The organism is Nocardia sp. CC227C, assembly GCF_030767025.1.
In the GTDB taxonomy this organism is placed as follows: Bacteria; Actinomycetota; Actinomycetes; order Mycobacteriales; family Mycobacteriaceae; genus Nocardia.
Genome location: NZ_JASITE010000001.1, coordinates 32,030 through 49,311 on the forward strand (window position 1 = coordinate 32,030; position 17,282 = coordinate 49,311).

The 17,282-nt window shown below is 68.0% G+C and carries 16 protein-coding genes; 9 read left to right on the plus strand and 7 right to left on the minus strand.

Annotated elements, in window-relative coordinates; genetic code table 11:
• Window positions 1–6 precede the first annotated feature (6 nt).
• The gene (locus tag QMO76_RS00160) at window positions 7–582 is read left to right on the plus strand and encodes a DinB family protein (protein WP_306359063.1); all 576 of its coding nucleotides are present in this window, start codon (window positions 7–9) and stop codon (window positions 580–582) included.
• A 7-nt stretch (window positions 583–589) separates the two neighbouring features.
• Here the strand turns inward: QMO76_RS00160 and QMO76_RS00165 are convergent, their stop codons facing one another.
• Entirely contained in the window at window positions 590–1,783 is a 1,194-nt protein-coding gene (locus QMO76_RS00165; RefSeq protein ID WP_306359064.1) for a serine hydrolase domain-containing protein, read from the minus strand.
• A 50-nt stretch (window positions 1,784–1,833) separates the two neighbouring features.
• Here QMO76_RS00165 and QMO76_RS00170 point away from each other — a divergent pair, with 50 nt between their 5' ends.
• From QMO76_RS00170 to ehuA, 8 genes are all read left to right on the plus strand, one after another.
• Window positions 1,834–3,264 (plus strand): amino acid permease, encoded by a 1,431-nt coding sequence (locus QMO76_RS00170; RefSeq protein ID WP_372341861.1) that lies wholly within the window; start codon window positions 1,834–1,836, stop codon window positions 3,262–3,264.
• Window positions 3,265–3,273: 9 nt separating this feature from the next.
• Window positions 3,274–4,086, plus strand: a complete 813-nt coding sequence (locus QMO76_RS00175; RefSeq protein ID WP_306359065.1) for a serine hydrolase — start codon at window positions 3,274–3,276, stop codon at window positions 4,084–4,086.
• A 162-nt stretch (window positions 4,087–4,248) separates the two neighbouring features.
• On the plus strand, window positions 4,249–4,782 hold the full coding sequence (locus QMO76_RS00180) for a DUF3145 domain-containing protein (protein WP_306359066.1): 534 nt from the start codon (window positions 4,249–4,251) through the stop codon (window positions 4,780–4,782).
• A 53-nt stretch (window positions 4,783–4,835) separates the two neighbouring features.
• Window positions 4,836–5,249 carry a hypothetical protein gene (locus QMO76_RS00185; protein WP_306359067.1) on the plus strand — a complete coding sequence of 138 codons (414 nt, stop codon included), beginning with the start codon at window positions 4,836–4,838 and terminating at the stop codon, window positions 5,247–5,249.
• Window positions 5,250–5,387: 138 nt separating this feature from the next.
• The gene (gene ehuB / locus QMO76_RS00190; RefSeq protein ID WP_306359068.1) at window positions 5,388–6,275 is read left to right on the plus strand and encodes an ectoine/hydroxyectoine ABC transporter substrate-binding protein EhuB; all 888 of its coding nucleotides are present in this window, start codon (window positions 5,388–5,390) and stop codon (window positions 6,273–6,275) included.
• A gap of 7 nt (window positions 6,276–6,282) precedes the next feature.
• Window positions 6,283–6,999: an amino acid ABC transporter permease gene (locus tag QMO76_RS00195; protein ID WP_306359069.1), complete on the plus strand. Its 717-nt coding sequence runs from the start codon at window positions 6,283–6,285 to the stop codon at window positions 6,997–6,999.
• A complete protein-coding gene (gene ehuD, locus QMO76_RS00200; protein WP_306359070.1) occupies window positions 6,999–7,676 on the plus strand; it encodes an ectoine/hydroxyectoine ABC transporter permease subunit EhuD in 678 nt (225 codons plus the stop codon). Before QMO76_RS00195 ends, ehuD begins: the two co-directional genes overlap by 1 nt.
• 76 nt (window positions 7,677–7,752) lie before the next feature.
• Window positions 7,753–8,517 carry an ectoine/hydroxyectoine ABC transporter ATP-binding protein EhuA gene (gene ehuA / locus QMO76_RS00205; RefSeq protein ID WP_306359633.1) on the plus strand — a complete coding sequence of 255 codons (765 nt, stop codon included), beginning with the start codon at window positions 7,753–7,755 and terminating at the stop codon, window positions 8,515–8,517.
• A gap of 88 nt (window positions 8,518–8,605) precedes the next feature.
• Here ehuA and QMO76_RS00210 read toward each other — a convergent pair whose 3' ends face one another.
• The 6 genes from QMO76_RS00210 to aceE all read right to left on the minus strand — a co-directional run bounded on the left by QMO76_RS00210 (window position 8,606) and on the right by aceE (window position 17,099).
• Window positions 8,606–10,039, minus strand: coding sequence for an acyl-CoA carboxylase subunit beta (locus QMO76_RS00210; protein ID WP_306359071.1), 1,434 nt, complete (start codon window positions 10,037–10,039; stop codon window positions 8,606–8,608).
• A 129-nt stretch (window positions 10,040–10,168) separates the two neighbouring features.
• A complete protein-coding gene (locus tag QMO76_RS00215) occupies window positions 10,169–11,419 on the minus strand; it encodes a KasA/KasB family beta-ketoacyl-ACP synthase (RefSeq protein ID WP_039811658.1) in 1,251 nt (416 codons plus the stop codon).
• A gap of 11 nt (window positions 11,420–11,430) precedes the next feature.
• Complete coding sequence (gene acpM / locus QMO76_RS00220) at window positions 11,431–11,730, minus strand: meromycolate extension acyl carrier protein AcpM (protein ID WP_029932678.1); 300 nt, start codon at window positions 11,728–11,730, stop codon at window positions 11,431–11,433.
• A gap of 108 nt (window positions 11,731–11,838) precedes the next feature.
• Entirely contained in the window at window positions 11,839–12,753 is a 915-nt protein-coding gene (locus tag QMO76_RS00225; RefSeq protein ID WP_306359072.1) for an ACP S-malonyltransferase, read from the minus strand.
• A 128-nt stretch (window positions 12,754–12,881) separates the two neighbouring features.
• The gene (locus QMO76_RS00230; RefSeq protein ID WP_372341875.1) at window positions 12,882–14,183 is read right to left on the minus strand and encodes a PucR family transcriptional regulator; all 1,302 of its coding nucleotides are present in this window, start codon (window positions 14,181–14,183) and stop codon (window positions 12,882–12,884) included.
• Between the two features lie 45 nt (window positions 14,184–14,228).
• Entirely contained in the window at window positions 14,229–17,099 is a 2,871-nt protein-coding gene (gene aceE / locus QMO76_RS00235; protein ID WP_306359635.1) for a pyruvate dehydrogenase (acetyl-transferring), homodimeric type, read from the minus strand.
• Between the last annotated feature and the right edge of the window lie 183 nt (window positions 17,100–17,282).

The following is a 17,282-nucleotide window of genomic DNA, read 5'->3' on the forward strand; positions in this document are numbered from 1 at the left end:
TTCGGCATGCCGATCGTTCCCGATACCAAGGACTGGACCTGGGTCCTCGAACGCGCCTGCGCCGACTGCGGATTCGACCCCGCCGCCACCCCCTACGAGGCCGTCCCGGGCCTGGTGCGCGAGAGCGCCGACCGCTTCGCCGCGGCGCTCGAGCGTCCCGGCGTCCGGGTCCGCCCGGACGAGTCGACCTGGTCCACCCTGGAATACGCCGCCCACGTGCGCGACGTGTGCCGCATCATGACCCACCGCCTCGGCATCACCCTGGCGGCGGCCGCCCTCCCCGGCCCGGTCATCTCCGGCTACGACCCGAGCGTCACCGTCGACGCGGGCGTTCCGATGTTCGCCAACTGGGACCAGGACATCACCGCCGTCGCGGACGACTACGCGGCCCAGAGCCCCGCCGCCGTCGCCGCCGAACTCGGCGCGGCCGCCGAATCAGCGGCCCGCGCCTACGAATCCGTGCCCGCCGACCAGCGTGCGCGCGTGGCCCGGCGCAGCAACGGCTCCCAGTTCACCGTCGACACCTTGGGCCGCTACTTCCTGCACGACCTGATCCATCACGTCCACGACGTGCGCGCCTGAGCCGGGCTCAGCTGACGCAGGCCCGCAGCGCCGTGCGCAGATTGCGGGCCCGCGCGTCGTCGAGCACCGCCAGGCCGAGCCGGTTCATGGCGTAGCCGAAGCCGAGACCCGTCGCCGGATCGGCGAATCCGAAGGAACCACCGAGGCCGGTGGTGCCGTAGGCGCGCTTGTCGGTGCCGAAACGGAAAGCACCGCAAGACTTCCGGAAGCCGAGGTGGTAGCGGCTGCGGGTGAACAGGATCAGGTCGTCGGCCGGAACGTCGTCGGCGGTGTCGGCGGCCCCGAGCCGGTCGATGAGGTCGGGGTCGATCGGGAGTTCTCCGGTGCGGGCGGCCGCCGCGCCGTAGACGCGGGCCAGCGCGCGGGCGGTGCCGACGCCGCTGGAGCCGGGCAGCTCCTTGGACAGGAACTCCCGCCGGGCCGCGCGCTCCGGAGCGCCGGTGCGGGGGCTGCTCAGCGCCCGATACGACAGGCCGCGCCGCGCCGCCAGCTGCATGCCGATCCGCACCGGCAGATCGCGTTCGTAACGCAGCACATCCAGCCCCCGGGTACCCGACAGCGTCGCGATGCCGTCCATCGGCACCTGCTCGGGCAGGCCGATGTGGAAGTCCACACCCAACGGCGCGGCGAAGTCCTCGGCGAAGACCCGGCCCAGGGTTCGCCCCCGCGGATCCACCCGGCGGATCAGCTCCGTCTGATAGAGCCCGGCCGTGATCGGGTGGTAGCCGTGCCGGGTTCCGGGCCGCCACAACGGTTTCTGCTCCGCGAGGATTCCCGCCAGCCGATCGAGGTCGTCCAGCTCCCGCAGCCGCACCGTGCGGTCCAGCGCCGCCAGCCCGGCCTGGTGGTCGATCAGCTGCCGGACGGTGATGGACTCCTTGCCGTGCGCCGCGAACTCCGGCCAGTACTCGGCCACCGGTGTCTCGTAGTCGAGCCGGCCCCGCGAGACCGCCGCGGCGATGACGAAGGCCGCCATGCCCTTGGTGGAGGAGAACACCGGGGCCATGGTGTCGCGCTCCCATGGCAGCGAGCGATCGCGATCTCGATACCCGGCCCACAGATCCACCACCGGTCGGTCACCGGCGTACACCGCCACCGCCGCCCCGATCTCGCCGTGCCGGGTGAAGTTGCGCCGAAACGCGTCGGCGACGGGGCCGAAGCCGGTGTCCACCTCGCCGTGGATCTGGGGAAGCTCACTCATGGTGCAACCGATGGTAACCGGCCGGTCACCACCGGGTAGCGTGGCCGCACGTGCCCGGACCCAGTCGATTCACCGCATCGTTGCTGCGCACCAAGCCCGTCGAACAGCTGGCCGCGGACGGCGAGAACACCCAGCTGCGACGCAGTCTCGGACTGGTCTCGCTCATCGCGCTCTCGGTCGGCGCGACGCTGGGCACCGGTATCTTCGTGGTGCTGGGGGAGGCCGCGCCGCTGGCGGGTCCCGCCGTGGTGGTGTCCTTCGCGCTGGCCGCGCTGGCGGCGCTGTTCTCGGCGCTGTCGTACGCGGAACTGGCCGGTGCGGTGCCGGTCTCGGGCTCGGCCTACTCCTACACCTACGCCACCCTCGGCGAGATCATCGCCTGGGTGTGCGGCTGGTGCCTGCTGCTGGAGTACGGCGTCTCGGTGGCGGCCGTCGCGGTCGGCTGGGGCGCGTATCTGAACGAATTCCTCGCGGGCACCATCGGCTGGCGCATTCCGGACGCCCTGGCCGCCGCGCCCAGCGAGGGCGGCATCGTGAATCTGCCCGCCGCGGTCGTGGTGCTGCTCGCCACCGCCGTGCTGCTCGACGGCATCCGGGAGAGCGCCCGCGTCACCACCTTCACCACGGTGCTCAAGATCGCCGTGCTGGTCTTCTTCGTGGTCGTGGCGGTCACGGCGTTCGACTCCGGCAATCTCGCGCCCTTCGCACCGGCCGGGATCGCGGGCATCACGTCGGCGGCGTCCATGGTGTTCTTCTCCTTCATCGGCTTCGACGCCGCCTCCACCGCGGGTGAGGAGGCCAAGAATCCGCAGCGGGATCTGCCGCGCGCCATCGTGATCTCGCTCGGCATCGTCACCGTGGTGTACGTGCTGGTGGCGCTGACCGCGGTCGGCGCGGTCGGGGTGGACGAGGTGAGCGGTTCGGGGGCCTCGCTGGCCACCGTGCTGGAGCGGGTGACCGGTGCGGGCTGGCCCGCGACCGTGCTGGCGGCCGGTGCGGTGATCGCCATCGCCTCCGTGGTCCTGACCGTGCTCTACGGGCAGACCCGCATCCTGGTCTCGATGTCCCGTGACGGGCTCATGCCCCGGGTGCTGTCGCGGGTCGGCGGCAAGCGGGTGCCTGCCCTCAATATCCTCATCGTCGGCGGCGTGGTGTCGGTGCTGGCCGCGCTCATTCCGCTCGGAGAACTGGTGAACGCCACCAATATCGGCACCCTGGTCTCCTTCGCCCTGGTCAATATCGGTGTGCTGGTGCTGCGCCGCACCAAGCCCGACCTGCCCCGCACCTTCCGCACCCTGGTGCCCCTGGTCCCGGTCCTGGGCGTCGGCATGTGCGCCTGGCTGCTGCTGCGCCTGCCCGGCGTCACCTGGCTGGCTTTCACCCTGTGGACCGCCTTCGGCCTGCTCGTCTACTTCGGCTACGGCCGCCGCCGCTCCCGGCTGGACCGGGTGGCCGACGACGTGGCGGTGCGGAACTCGTAGGCTCGAGGGGTGCGAGCGCTGGAGCAGATTCGACAGTGGCCGGTCCGGCATGCGGCCGCGGGGGTGGTCGTGAACGGCAAGGGGGTGGTGGACCGGGAAGGGGATGCGGATCGGGTGTTCGCGCTCGCGTCGGTGACCAAACCGCTGGTGGCGTACGCGGTTCTGGTGGCCGTGGAGGAGGGGGCGGTCGAACTCGAGCAGCCCGCCGGGCCGGAAGGGTCGACGGTGCGGCATCTGCTCGCGCACACCTCGGGCTACGCGTTCGACACCACGCAGGTGGTGGCGCAGCCGGGGGTGCGGCGGATCTATTCGAGCGCGGGTTTCGAGGTGCTGGCCGATTTCGTGGCCGAGCAGTCCGGGATTCCGTTCGACCGCTACCTGCACGAGGCGGTCTTCGAACCGCTGGGCATGCGCTCGTCGGTGCTGGCCGGTGCGGCCGGACACGCCGCACGTTCCTCGGTAGCAGATTTGCTGCGTTTCGCTGAAGAATTGCTGAACCCGAGTTTGGTGAGTGCGGAATTGCTCGGCGAAGCCAGCACAGTGCAATTCCCGGATCGCAATGGGATTCTTCCCGGCTACGGCTCGCAGCGCCCCAATGACTGGGGGCTGGGGTTCGAAATCCGCGACCACAAGTCCCCGCACTGGACGGGCGGCGCGAATTCGCCTCGTACGTATGGGCATTTCGGGCAGTCGGGCACGTTCCTGTGGGTGGACCCGGCCATCGGCATGGCGTGTCTCGCGCTGGCGGACGAGAATTTCGGTGACTGGGCCCGTGCGGCGTGGCCGACCCTCAGCGATGCCGTCATCGCCGAGTTCGGTTAGGCGTCTCGCGGACCTGCCTGGTTGCCGCGCCGGAACACGCGCGGACTCGCGACACGTCGAATAAGTAACACCCGTAACACCGGGCACTCCAGTAAACTCGGGCAACGCTGGCTCGGAGGGTCGTTGGGGAAGACGTCCCCGTCGAAGCCGGAGGTGTTAGTGGTGCGCGCATCGAGTCAGTTCGCCGACGCGACGTCGGGTGTCGTCTACATCCACTCGTCGCCGGCTGCGCTGTGCCCGCACATCGAATGGACGCTCACCTCCACCCTCAAGGCTCCCGCCAAACTGCGCTGGACGGCGCAGCCCGCGGCCGACGGGCAATTGCGGGCGACCATCGACTGGTACGGACCGGTTGGCACCGCCAGCAGATTAGCCAGAGCATTGCGGGACTGGCCGGTACTCTATTTCGAGGTCACCGAGAATCCCAGCGAGGGCGTCGACGGCGAACGCTACTGCTTCGTGCCCGGCCTCGGCCTCTGGAACGGCGCGACGTCCGCCAGCGGCGATGTGGTGGTCGGCGAGATGCGCCTGCGCGCCATCGTCGAACAGGCCCGCGGCGCGGGCCGCCACACCGCCGCCGAGATCGCCGCCGATATCGACCGCGCGCTCGGCACCGCCTGGGACGACGCGCTCGAGCCCTTCCGGCTCGGCGGTGAGGGCGCGGAGGTCACCTGGCTGCGCCGCGACGTGGGCTGAACGCCGGATGCGAAGCGGTTCGATGAACCGAGCGGTTCGAGAGAGGAGTACGCATGCGGGGTGTCATCGGAGCATCCGCCCTGATCGGTATGGTCGTCGCCACGGCGGCGGTGGCGGGTTGCGGTGACGATTCCGGCTCGGAGTCGTCCGTCACCAGTTCGACAACAACCTCCGCCACCTCGACCAGGCCCGCGGCCCCGCTGCCCGGTGAGCCCGTACAGTGCGGGACCGGTCCCTGGGGCCTGTCGGTCGTGCTCTACACCACCAAGGGGGCGGACTTCTGCGCCATGGCCCTCGATGTGGTGAACGAGTATGCGGCGCAACGTGATACCCGGCCCGACGGCGATATCGCGGTCACCGTCGACAATATCCGCTGGGTCTGCGGCGAACGGCAGGGCGATCCCAACCCGTACCAGCAGTGCGGCAGTCAGAACGAGTCCGCCGACCAGATTCGCCTCTACTCGTAACCGGCGGTGGCGACCGACAGGTGTCGTCCGTCACACAGCCGCAAATCAATCGACGGTCTGTTCGCAAAGTCGATGCGCAAGGCTCGACTGTCTATGCGGACACGATTCATACAATGGGCCATTCCATCCCGCCGGACGGTGCGGACATCGCCGACGAGCGGGCGACCGCGCGGCCGCCTGCGCCCGATCCTGGCTCTCACCGCCGCGGCGCTGCTCGCCGTCACGGGCTGCGGTGTCGGCGGCGACGACGCGGCCGCCACCACCTACGCCGATGCCAAGTCCTCCGGCCGCATCAAGGTCGGATTCGCCAACGAGGCCCCCTGGGCCTACCTCGACGAGAACGGTGAGCTGACCGGCTACGCGCCGACCGTCGCCCGCGCCGTGCTGAAGAAGCTCGGCATCGACGAGGTCGAGGGCGTCGTCACCGACTTCGGCGGCCTCATCGACGGCCTGCGCGCCCAGAACTACGCCTTCGTCGCCGCCGGTATGTTCATCAACCCGGAACGCTGCGAGAACTCCGATTTCGCCATCCCGGACTACCAGGTCGGCTCGGCCTTCATGGTGCCGGAGGGCAACCCCCGCAATATCACCCGGTTCGAGGACATCACCCGGGAGAACGTCCGGATCGCCACCCTCGGCGGAGCGGTGGAGAACGGCTACGCCGAACAGGCCGGTGTGCCTGGCAACCTGATCGAGCCGATGGCGAAGCAGGACGACATCCTGCGCGCCGTCGACAACGATGACGTCTACGGCGCCGCCATCCTCGATGTCACCGCCTCCTGGCTGGTGAAGAACAACCCCGGCGCGGGCCTGGAGGTCACCCCCTCCTTCAACTTCAGCGACCGCCCGGACGTCGGCACCTTCAACTTCCGAACGGACGACGACGAGTTCCGCGAGGACTTCAACCGCGAACTGCGTGCCCTGCACGAGAGCGGTGAATGGCTGCGCCTGGTGGAGCCGTACGGCCTGACCGCCGCCAATGAGCCCGATCCCGCCATGACCACCGAGTCGTACTGCACGGCCTGATAGATCCGTGTCCGACAATATTCCGATCTACCTGGAGCGGATGCTCGCCGGCCTGCCGTTCACACTGTGGGCGACGGTCGGCGGCATCGCGCTCACCATCGTGTTGTCCTTCACGGCGGGTATCGCCCTGCTCTCGCCGCGGCGCTCGGTGCGCTTCGTCACCCGCGTCTACGTCGAGGGGTTCCGCGGCAGCTCCGAGGTCGTGCAGCTGTTCTTCTTCGCGGTGGCGCTGCCCATCTTCCTCGGGGTGGCGCTCGGTGCGACCGCCGAAGGGCTGCTGCTCATCGGCATCATGGTGCTCGGGCTCAACCACGGCGCCTACGGTGCCGAAATCGTGCGCGGCGCCATCCAATCCGTGCCGCGCGGGCAGCTCGACGCCTCGGTGGCACTGAATCTGTCTCCGTGGCAACGCATGTGGCGGGTGGTGTTGCCGCAGGCGGTGGTGGAGATGGTGCCCTCGTTCAATACGCTGTTCATCCAATTGGTGAAGGGGACGGCCCTGCTGAGCTTCATCGCCGCACCCGAGATCTTCAAGAAGACCGATGAATTGCGCGCGGTGCCGGAGTTCTCGCAGGAACTCGGCCTGATCTACGCCATCGAGCTGTTGTTCTATCTGCTGATCGCGATGGCGGTCACGGGGATCATGCGCGTGGTGGAGATGCTGGCGGCCCGGCGAGTCGGTCGCCAGGCGACCTGGCGTGGCGTGCGGACGGTGGCGGTCTGATGGAAAAGTGGCAGTGGGACAGGTTCTTCGACGCCTTCCCCTACATCCTCGACGGCCTGAAGGTGACCATCCAGTTCACGTTGCTGGGATCACTGGTGGCCTACACGTTGGGGCTGATCTTCGCCGTCATCGGCCGCCTGGGTATCCCCGTGATCACCCAGGCGCTCTGGTTGTTCATCGAATTCGTGCGCAGCACACCGCTGTTGGTGCAGATCTTCGTGCTGTACTGGGTGGTGCGCCCGCCACTGCTGGGCGATCTGCCGATCGAGACCCAGCGTCTGCTGGTGGGTGTCGCCGCACTGGGTGTGCACTACGCCTGCTACACCTCCGAGGTGTACCGCGCCGGCATCGACGCGGTGCCGCGCGCCCAATGGGAGGCGGCCACGGCGCTGAATCTGCCGCGTACGCGCACGTGGACCGATGTGGTTCTGCCGCAGGCGATTCCGCGTGTACTGCCCGCGCTCGGCAACTACACCATCGCCATGTTCAAAGAGGTGCCGCTGCTGTCCGCGATCGTTGTGCTCGACATGGTCTATCAGGTGAAGACCGTCTACGCCGCCGATACCGGCGGTGCCGGACCGGAGGCATGGTTCGCGGTCGGCCTCACCTTCCTCATGCTGAGCTATCCCTGCTCCCTCCTGGTACGAAAGCTGGAACGCCGTGTCGGAAGCATCTGAATCCGTAGCACCCGAATCCGTAGCACCCGAATCCCCGGCATCCGCCGTCGCCGTCGCGAAGAGCGGCTCCGAGCCCATGATCCGCTTCAACGACGTGGTGAAGCGCTACGGCGAGGTGAGGTGCCTGGAGGCACTCGATTTCGCGGTCGCGCCGGGGGAGTTCGTGACCCTCATCGGGCCGTCGGGCTCCGGCAAGACGACGGTGCTGCGCCTGCTCATGACCCTGGAGCGGGTCACCTCCGGGGTCATCGAGGTCGCCGGGGAGCCGCTCAGCCATATGGAGCGGCGCGGGAAACTGGTGCCCGCCGACGAGAAGTATCTGCGGCACGCGCGCCGCCGCATCGGCATGGTGTTCCAGCAGTTCAACCTGTTCCCCAATATGAACGTGCTGCGCAATATCACCGAGGGGCAGATCCGCGGCCTGGGGCGTTCGAAGGAGGAGGCCGAGGCGCGCGCCGTGGAACTGCTGGGCATGGTCGGGCTGGCCGACAAGGTGAAGGCCCACCCCACCCAGCTCTCCGGCGGTCAGCAGCAGCGTGTCGCCATCGCCCGCGCCCTGGCCATGGACCCCGAGGTGTTGCTGCTGGACGAGGTCACCTCCGCCCTCGACCCGGAACTGGTCACCGGCGTACTCGGCCTGCTCGCCGACATCGCCGCCGACACCGATATCACCTTCCTCTGTGTCACCCACGAAATGCGTTTCGCCCGCTCCAGTTCCGACCGCGTCATGGTGCTCGACTCCGGTCGCATCATCGAGGACGGCGCACCGGAGAAGATCTTCAGCGAACCCGACCACCCTCGCACCCGCGAATTCCTGCACGCCGTCCTCGACCGGGAGTGAGCGCGCCGTCGGCGAGGACACAGTCCGGACGAGACGGAAACGGGGCGGCCTCGGATGAGACCGCCCCGTTCCGGGTTCGTTGCTCCGCTTACAGCGGGATGTTCTTGTTGTGCTGCGGCCGCGACGGTGCGGCGGCCAGGGCCGCGGCGATGGTCGAGCGGGTCTTGGCCGGGTCGATGACCTCGTCCACCACGCCGATGGACAGGGCGCGGCCGACGCCGCCCGCGATGGCCTCGTGTTCGGCGGTCAGGCGCTCGAGCATGGCCTCACGCTCCTCCTCGGGAGCCGCGGCGATGGCCTTCTTGTGCAGGATGCCGACGGCGGCCTTGGCGCCCATGACCGCGACCTCGGAATCGGGCCAGGCGTAGACCGCGGTGGCGCCGAGCGAGCGGGCGTTCATGGCGATGTACGCGCCGCCGTAGATCTTGCGGGTCACCAGGGTGACGCGCGGGACGCGGGCCTCGGCGAAGGCGTGCAGCAGCTTCGCGCCGCGGCGCACCACGCCCTCCCACTCCATGCTCACGCCGGGCAGGTAACCGGGCACGTCGGTGACGACGACCATGGGAATGCCGAAGGCATTGCACAGCCGCACGAAACGCGCTGCCTTCTCGGCACTCTCGGAGTTGAGGCAGCCGCCGAGGCGAATCGGGTTGTTGGCGAGCACGCCCACGGTGCGGCCGCCGAGGCGACCCAGACCGGTGACGATCGAGCGGGCGTAGCCGCCCTGCAACTCCTCGAAGGAGCTTTCGCCGTCCACGTTGTCGAGCAGTTCGTGGATGATCGGCTTGACGTCGTAGGCGCGCTTGGCCGACTGCGGCAGCATGGCCTTGAGATCGACGTCGCCGTGCGCGGCCGCGGTCATATCGAACTCGCCCTGTTCGGCGAACATCGAGACGAGACGCCTCGCGCGGTGCATGGCATCGGACTCGTCGTCGGCGACGATATGGCAGACGCCGGACTTCTTGCCGTGCGTGACGGGACCGCCCAGGGTCGCCATATCCACGTTCTCGCCGGTCACGCTGCGCACCACATCGGGGCCGGTGACGAAGACGCGGCCCTCGGGAGCCATGATCACCACATCGGTCAGCGCGGGACCGTAGGCGGCGCCACCGGCGGCGAAGCCGAGCACCACGGAAATCTGGGGGACCTGTCCGGACGCGCGGACCATGGCCTCGAAGACCAGGCCGACCGCGTGCAGCGCCTCCACCCCTTCCGCGAGGCGGGCGCCACCCGAATGCCACAGGCCGACAACGGGAATCTTGGAGTCGATGGCGGTATCGATCGCATCGACGATGTGCTTGCAGCCCTCGACGCCCATCGCGCCGCCCATGACGGTGGCGTCCGAGCAGTAGGCCACGGTGCGCACACCGTCGACCTCACCGATGGCGGCGAGCACGCCGGACTTGTCGCGGGGGTGCAGGGGCAGCACCGTGCCGGGATCGAAGAAGCGCTGCAACCGGCCCAGCGGATCGCGGGGATCGGTCGTGGTGGTATCCGCATGCGCGGGAGCCATGATGGTCATCGCGAACTCCTGTGAAAGGAAGCGCGGTCGCTGAGAGCGGCTGCGAATGTCGAAGTCCCGGCGGTGGTTTCGGCGGCGGGATCTCCTTCCGAGACCCCGCCGGGACCGCTGTGCAAACGACCGGTGTCGTCAGTACCGGCCGAAGGCGAGCGCGACATTGTGCCCACCGAAACCGAACGAGTTGTTGATCGCGTACTCGATGTCCTGACGGCGGGCTTCGCCCTTCACGACATCCAGGTCGATCTCCGGATCCTGGTTCTCCAGGTTCAGCGTCGGGGGGACGATGCCGTCCCGGATGCTGAGGACCGTGAGCACCGACTCGAGCGCGCCGACGGCGCCGATCGAGTGGCCCAGGGCGGACTTGGGTGCGTACACCGAGGCGTGCTGAACGCCCGCCTTGTGGATCGCCTTGGCCTCCGCGGTGTCACCGATGGGGGTGGCGGTCGCGTGGGCGTTGACATGGGTGATGTCCTGCGCGGACAGACCGGCGGTCTGCATGGCGCGCTGCATCGCACGCGCCGCACCGGAACCTTCCGGATCCGGGGCGACCAGGTGGAAGCCGTCGGAGGTGATCCCCGCGCCCAGCAGTCGGGCGTGGATGGTGGCTCCACGAGCCTTGGCGTGCTCCTCGGTCTCGATGACCATGAGCGCACCGGCCTCACCGAAGACGAAACCGTCGCGTTCGGAGTCGAACGGACGCGAGGCACCCTTCGGGTCGTCGTTGCGGGTCGACATGGCCCGCATCATCGAGAAGGCGGCGATCGGCACCGAGTCGATGAAGCCCTCGACACCGCCGGTGACGACCATGTCGGCGTCACCCATGACGATCATGCGCCACGCGTTCGCGATGGCCTCCGAACCCGACGAACACGCCGAGACCGGAGTGACCACTCCTGCCCTGGCCTGGAGTTCGAGACCGACGACGGCGGACGGGCCGTTCGGCATGACCATCTGAACGGCCAGTGGCGAGATCTTGCGATAGCCACCGTTCTTCAGCTTGTCCACCGAATCGATCAGCGCGTCACCGCCGCCGAGACCGGTTCCGATGGCCACACCCAGCCGCAGCGGGTCGACCTCGGGGGATCCGGCGTTCTTCCACACCTCGCGACCGAGTACGGTCGCCAGCCGCTCGACATACGCCATCCGGCGAATCTCGACCCGGCTGAGCAGGGTGTCCGGCGAAACCTTCAGGTGGCCGCCGATGCGGACCGGAAGGTCGTACTCGGCGACGAAGTCGTCCTCGAGGACATCGATGCCGCTTTCGCCGTTGAGCAGGCCCTTCCAGGTCGCATCAACGTCGCCTGCGATCGATGTGGTCGCCGCCATGCTGGTGACGACGACGTTGGGGAAATTCCCGTTCCGGGTGGAAGGAGTGGTCACGATGTCGGCCTTTACTCGCTACCGAACTTCGCCTTGAGCTCCGCGGCCGCTTCGCTGTTCTCGGCCTCGAGCTTCTGGATGTAAGCCACGGCGTCGCCGACGGTCTTCAGGCTGGCCAGATCCTCGTCCGGGATCTTGACGCCGTACTTGTCCTCGGTCTGCACCGCGATCTCGACCATCGACAGGGAGTCGATGTCCAGGTCATCGACGAAGGACTTCTCGATCGTCACCTCGGAGGGCTCGATGCCGGTCACCTCTTCGATGATCTTGCCGAGCTCTTCGACGATCTGTTCCTGGGTCAGAGCGGCCACTTCGTGGCTCCCTTCTTTGATTCTTGTTGTGGGGTCGGATGGAATTTTCGAGTTGCGGCTGTACACCGATGTCGCCGTTGACGATCGGGCCGGAGGCCGCAGGCCAAGCTAGTCCTTGGTCGTGAGTTCGGCCAGCGCGGGGAGGTCGGCCGGGGTCTTGAGTGCCAGATTCGGCGTGCCCTTCAGTTCCCGCTTGGCGATACCCACCAGGGTGCCCGCGGGCGGCAGTTCCGCTACCGCGGATACACCGCTCGCGCGCACGGTTTCGTTACACAGGTCCCATCGCACGGGTCGGGTGACCTGAGCGGCGAGCTTGTCGATCGCATCCTGACCGGAGGCGACCGGTTTGCCGTCGAAGTTCGACAGCAGCACCCGGGCCGGTTCACCCGGGGTGATCGTGGAAATGGCCTTCGTCACGGCGTCCTGGGCCGGAGCCATGAACGCGGTGTGGAAGGCGCCCGCCACGGGCAGCGCGCGAATCCGGGCCTTCTCCGGGGGATTCGCAGCGAGTTCCGCGAGGGCGTCCAATCGGCCCGCCGCCACGATCTGGCCCACCGCGTTGCGGTTGGCCGGAACGAGGTCCAGCTCGTCGAGCCGGGCGAGCACGGCGGCTTCGTCTCCGCCGAGCACCGCCGACATGCCGGTCGGTTCGAGTGCGCAAGCTTTGGCCATCTCCGCACCGCGGATGGCGGCCAAGGCCACCGCGTCATCGGCGGAGATGACTCCGGCGACGGCAGCGGCGGCGAGTTCGCCGACCGAATGGCCGGCGACGATCGTATCCGCGGGAAGCGATTCCTGCGGGATTTCCGCGAAAGCCAACAGGGCAGCCGCGACGACCAACGGCTGAGTCACCGCCGTATCGGTGATCTCATCGGCGGTCGCAGTGGTGCCCAACCGCAGCAGGTCCAGTCCCGAGGCTTTCGACCACAGCTCGATGCGGTCGGCCGCACCGGGCAGTTCGAGCCACGGGGAGAGCATGCCGGGTGTCTGAGAGCCCTGTCCTGGGGCGAACAACGCGATCACGCCTCTAAGAGAACACTGTGAGGCGGGTCTCCAGAGATGTCGGCGCGAATGAAGCTTGCCGGGAGCTTTTGTATGGACCCCACAAAAGCGCAAGTGAGTTGTCCGGATCGCCCGATTCCTGGATCGCGTTACATCCCATCTTTCGGATCTGTGACGGGAGTCGCTTCTGGGGCTGAAGTAGGCGATTCGTTACGAGTTCGTGTCAGCCGACCTATGGTGGCGGCGATCCGGAGTACATAGGCGTCCCGCGGATTCATCGGATCCCGTCCCGTGATATCGGCGATTCGCTTCAGCCGATAACGGACGGTATTTGGATGAACGTACAGCTGGCGGGCGCAGGTCTCGACGGCTCCACCGCAGTCCAGGTAGGCGTCCAAGGTGTCGGACAGCGCTGCCCCGGCGGCGGCCAACGGTAGCACAAGACTCTCGTTCAGGGCGTCCACAGCGGCCCGATCGCCGAGCAGCGCCCGCTCCGGCAGGAGTTCGGAGGCGTGCACCGGGCGTGGCGCACCCCGCCAGCCCACCACGGCCTCCATCCCGGCCATCGCCTCCACCGCGCTCACATGCGCCGCGGACAGGGTGCGCGTGGTGGGTCCGATCACCACCGGCCCCTCGGAGAACACCTCGGTGAGCAGATCCGCCAGGAACGGCGAGGGATACATGGTGTCGCCCAGATGACCGCTCACCACCATCACCAGCCGCGAACCCTGCACCACGGCCAATGCCGCACGACCGTGCCGGGCGGCGATGCCGTGCACCGAACCCACCACGGTCATCTGGTCTTTCGGGGGAGTGCCCACCAGCACCGTGGCGGGCGCGGTGGCGTCCCAGTTCAATGTGGCCGCGCGCGAGAGCATTTCGGGCCCGGTATCGCCGCGCACCACGGCGTCGACCACCAGGGCCTCCAGCCGGGTGTCCCACGCGCCCCGCGATTCCGCGGCGCTGGCGTACACCGAGGCGGCCGCGAAACCGAGCTCACGCCCGTATCGCAGCACCGCCTCGGTGAGCGCAACCAGCTGCCGGTCGTTGCGCGCCAGCGCGGGCAGCCACTGTTCGAAGAACTCCATGGCCACGCGGACCATGTCGACGGTCTGGCGCAGCGTGAGCCGCCGCGCCAGATCGTCCGGAATGACCTGGAAAGCGTCCAGACTGAACCGGATATCGCTTTCCGGGTCCTGTAGCCATTCGAGGAAGTTCACCACCGCCGTCTGCACCAGCATCTGCACCCCGGCCCGCTGGGCGGCATCCAGATTGGCGAAGAACGGCAGCCGGTCCTGCATGGACGCCACGGCCTCGGTGGAGAGCCGGCCGGAGAACTGCTTCACCCGCTTGAGGAGCGTGTCCGGAAGCGGGTCGCGGGTCTGCCGGTTCGGGGAGAGCGCGCCGGTGGGGAGATACACCTCGTGTTCGGAGGAGGAACTCTCGGAAATCCGGCGCGGCCTCGGCGGTTTACGTTCCACGATGCCTATCGTCCGTTATGCGTCGCCGCCCTCGGTACCCGGTGCCGCCTTCGGCGCGGCGTTCACGTCGTCGATGCGGTAGCGCGCGGCCGCCTCGGCGACCTTGCCCGCATCGATCTTCCCGGCCCGCGCCAGCCCGGACAGCGCCGCCACCACGATCGACTGCGCGTCCACGTTGAATACGCGGCGCGCGGCCGGGCGGGTGTCGGAGAAGCCGAAACCGTCGGTGCCGAGCGTGATGTAGTCGCCCGGAACCCACTGCCGGATCTGATCCGGCACGGCCCGCATCCAGTCCGAGGCCGCCACGAACGGACCCTCGGCCTGCGACAGCGCCTTGGTCACATAGGGCACGGCCGGTTCGGCGGACGGGTTGTGCAGCTTGGCGATCTCCCCGGCGAGCGCCTCCTTGCGGAGTTCACCCCATGAGGTCACCGACCACACATCCGCCTGCACACCCCACTCGTCGGCCAGGATCTCCTGGGCGCGCAGACCGTCGGGCATGGTCACACCAGCCACCATGATCTGGGCGCGGACATCCCCGGAGCCGCCCTTCTTGTAGAGGTATACGCCCCTGAGCAGCCCCTCCACATCCAGGTCGTCCGGCTCCGCCGGCTGCGGCTGCGGCTCGTTGTACAGGGTGATGTAGTAGAAGATGTCCTCGCCGCCGAATTCGTGATGCCGCGAGTGCGCCTCCGGATCGGTGCCCGGCAGGGCCTCCTGGTAGCCCGAGGAGACGCCGCCGCCGTACATGCGGCGCAGGCCGTCACGCACGATGTGGGCGACCTCGTAGGCGAAGGCCGGGTCGTACGGCACGCAGGCCGGGTTGGTGGACGCCAGCAGCAGCGAGTGACCGTCGTTGTGCTGCAGGCCCTCACCGGTCAGCGTGGTCCGCCCGGCGGTCGCGCCGAGCACGAATCCGCGCGCCATCTGGTCCGCCGCCGCCCACAGGCCGTCGCCGGTGCGCTGGAACCCGAACATCGAATAGAAGATGTAGAGCGGGATCATCGGCTCGCCCTGGGTGGCGTACGAGGTGCCCACCGCGGTGAACGACGAGGTCGAACCGGCCTCGTTGATGCCCTCGTGCAGGATCTGCCCGACGCTCGACTCCTTGTAGGCGAGCATCAGTTCCGCGTCGACCGACGTGTACAGCTGGCCGTTGCGGTTGTAGATCTTCAAGGACGGGAACCACGAGTCCATGCCGAAGGTGCGGGCCTCGTCGGGAATGATCGGCACGATCCGCTTGCCGATCTCCTTGTCGCGCAGCAGCTCCTTCATCAGGCGCACGAAAGCCATGGTGGTGGCCACGTTCTGCTTGCCGGACCCCTTGCGGATGGAGCGGTACGGCTCATCGCCCGGCAGCTGTAGGGGCTTGGCCTTGGTGCGGCGCTCGGGGACGAAGCCGCCCAGGGCGTTGCGGCGGTCCATCATGTACTGAATGGCCGGATCGTCCTGGCCGGGGTGGTAGTACGGCGGCAGGTACGGGTTGGCCTCGAGTTCGGCGTCGGTGATCGGAATGCGCTGCACATCGCGGAACGCCTTCAGATCGTCGAGGGTCATCTTCTTCATCTGATGCGTCGCGTTGCGCGCCTCGAAGTGCTTGCCCAGCCCGTAGCCCTTGATGGTCTTGGCCAGGATGACCGTCGGCTGCCCCTTGTGGGCCATGGCCGCCGCGTAGGCCGCGTAGATCTTGCGGTAGTCGTGGCCGCCGCGCTTGAGGTTCCAGATGTCGCCGTCGGACAGGCCCTTGACCAGTTCCTTGGTGCGCGGATCGCGCCCGAAGAAGTGCTCGCGCACGTACGCGCCGTCATTGGCCTTGTAGGTCTGGTAGTCACCGTCGGGCGTGGAGTTCATCAGGTTCACCAGCGCGCCGTCGCGGTCGGCCTGGAGCAGGGAATCCCACTCGCGGCCCCACACGACCTTGATGACGTTCCAGCCCGCGCCGCGGAAGAACGACTCCAGCTCCTGGATGATCTTGCCGTTGCCGCGCACCGGGCCGTCCAGGCGCTGCAGGTTGCAGTTGATCACGAAGGTCAGGTTGTCCAGACCCTCGTTGGCCGCCACTTGGATGAGGCCGCGCGATTCCGGCTCGTCCATCTCGCCGTCGCCCAGGAACGCCCACACGTGCTGATCGGAGGTGTCCTTGATGCCGCGGTCGTTCAGGTAGTGGTTGAACCGCGCCTGGTAGATGGCGTTCATCGGGCCCAGACCCATGGACACCGTGGGGAATTCCCAGAAGTCCGGCATGAGCCGCGGGTGCGGGTAGGACGACAGGCCGCGGCCCGGGCCGCCGTGCGAGTACTCCTGGCGGAAGCCGTCGAGCTGGTCCTCCGACAGCCGTCCCTCGAGGAAGGCGCGGGCGTAGATGCCGGGGGAGGCGTGCCCCTGGATGAACACCTGGTCGCCGCCGCCGGGATGGTCCTTGCCGCGGAAGAAGTGGTTGAAGCCCACTTCGTAGAGCGCGGCGGAGGAGGCGTAGGTCGAGATGTGGCCGCCGACACCGATTCCGGGCCGCTGTGCGCGGTGCACCATGACGGCCGCGTTCCAGCGGATCCAGGCCCGGTAGCGCCGTTCGACCTCTTCGTCGCCGGGGAACCAGGGCTCGTTCTCGGTGGGGATGGTGTTGACGTAGTCGGTCGAGGTCAGTGCCGGAATCGCGACGCGCCGTTCACCGGCGCGTTCCAGCAGCCGCAACATGAGGTAGCGCGCCCGGCCAGGTCCTTCGCGCTCGAGCATCTCATCGAAGGACTCGAGCCACTCGCTGGTCTCTTCCGGATCGATATCCGGCAGGTATGACGCCACCCCCTCGCGGATCACTCGGACCCGGCCCCCCGCCGGGCGATTGCGTGCCGGGCCGTTTGTAGGACTCGACGAAGAAATGGGGTGCATCAGGTCGGTCAAGACATTTGCTCCTCGTACATGGGGTGGGACAAGCGTGGCGTCATTACCCCGGGTGACCGCTGGTCGGCGGGTACCCGTTCACGATGGTTTCTAGGGCGCATCTCACATCCTCGTGCACGATGCGTCCTGGATCATCATGTCAGCCGGAAATCCAGTACGGTTCGGTAGGGA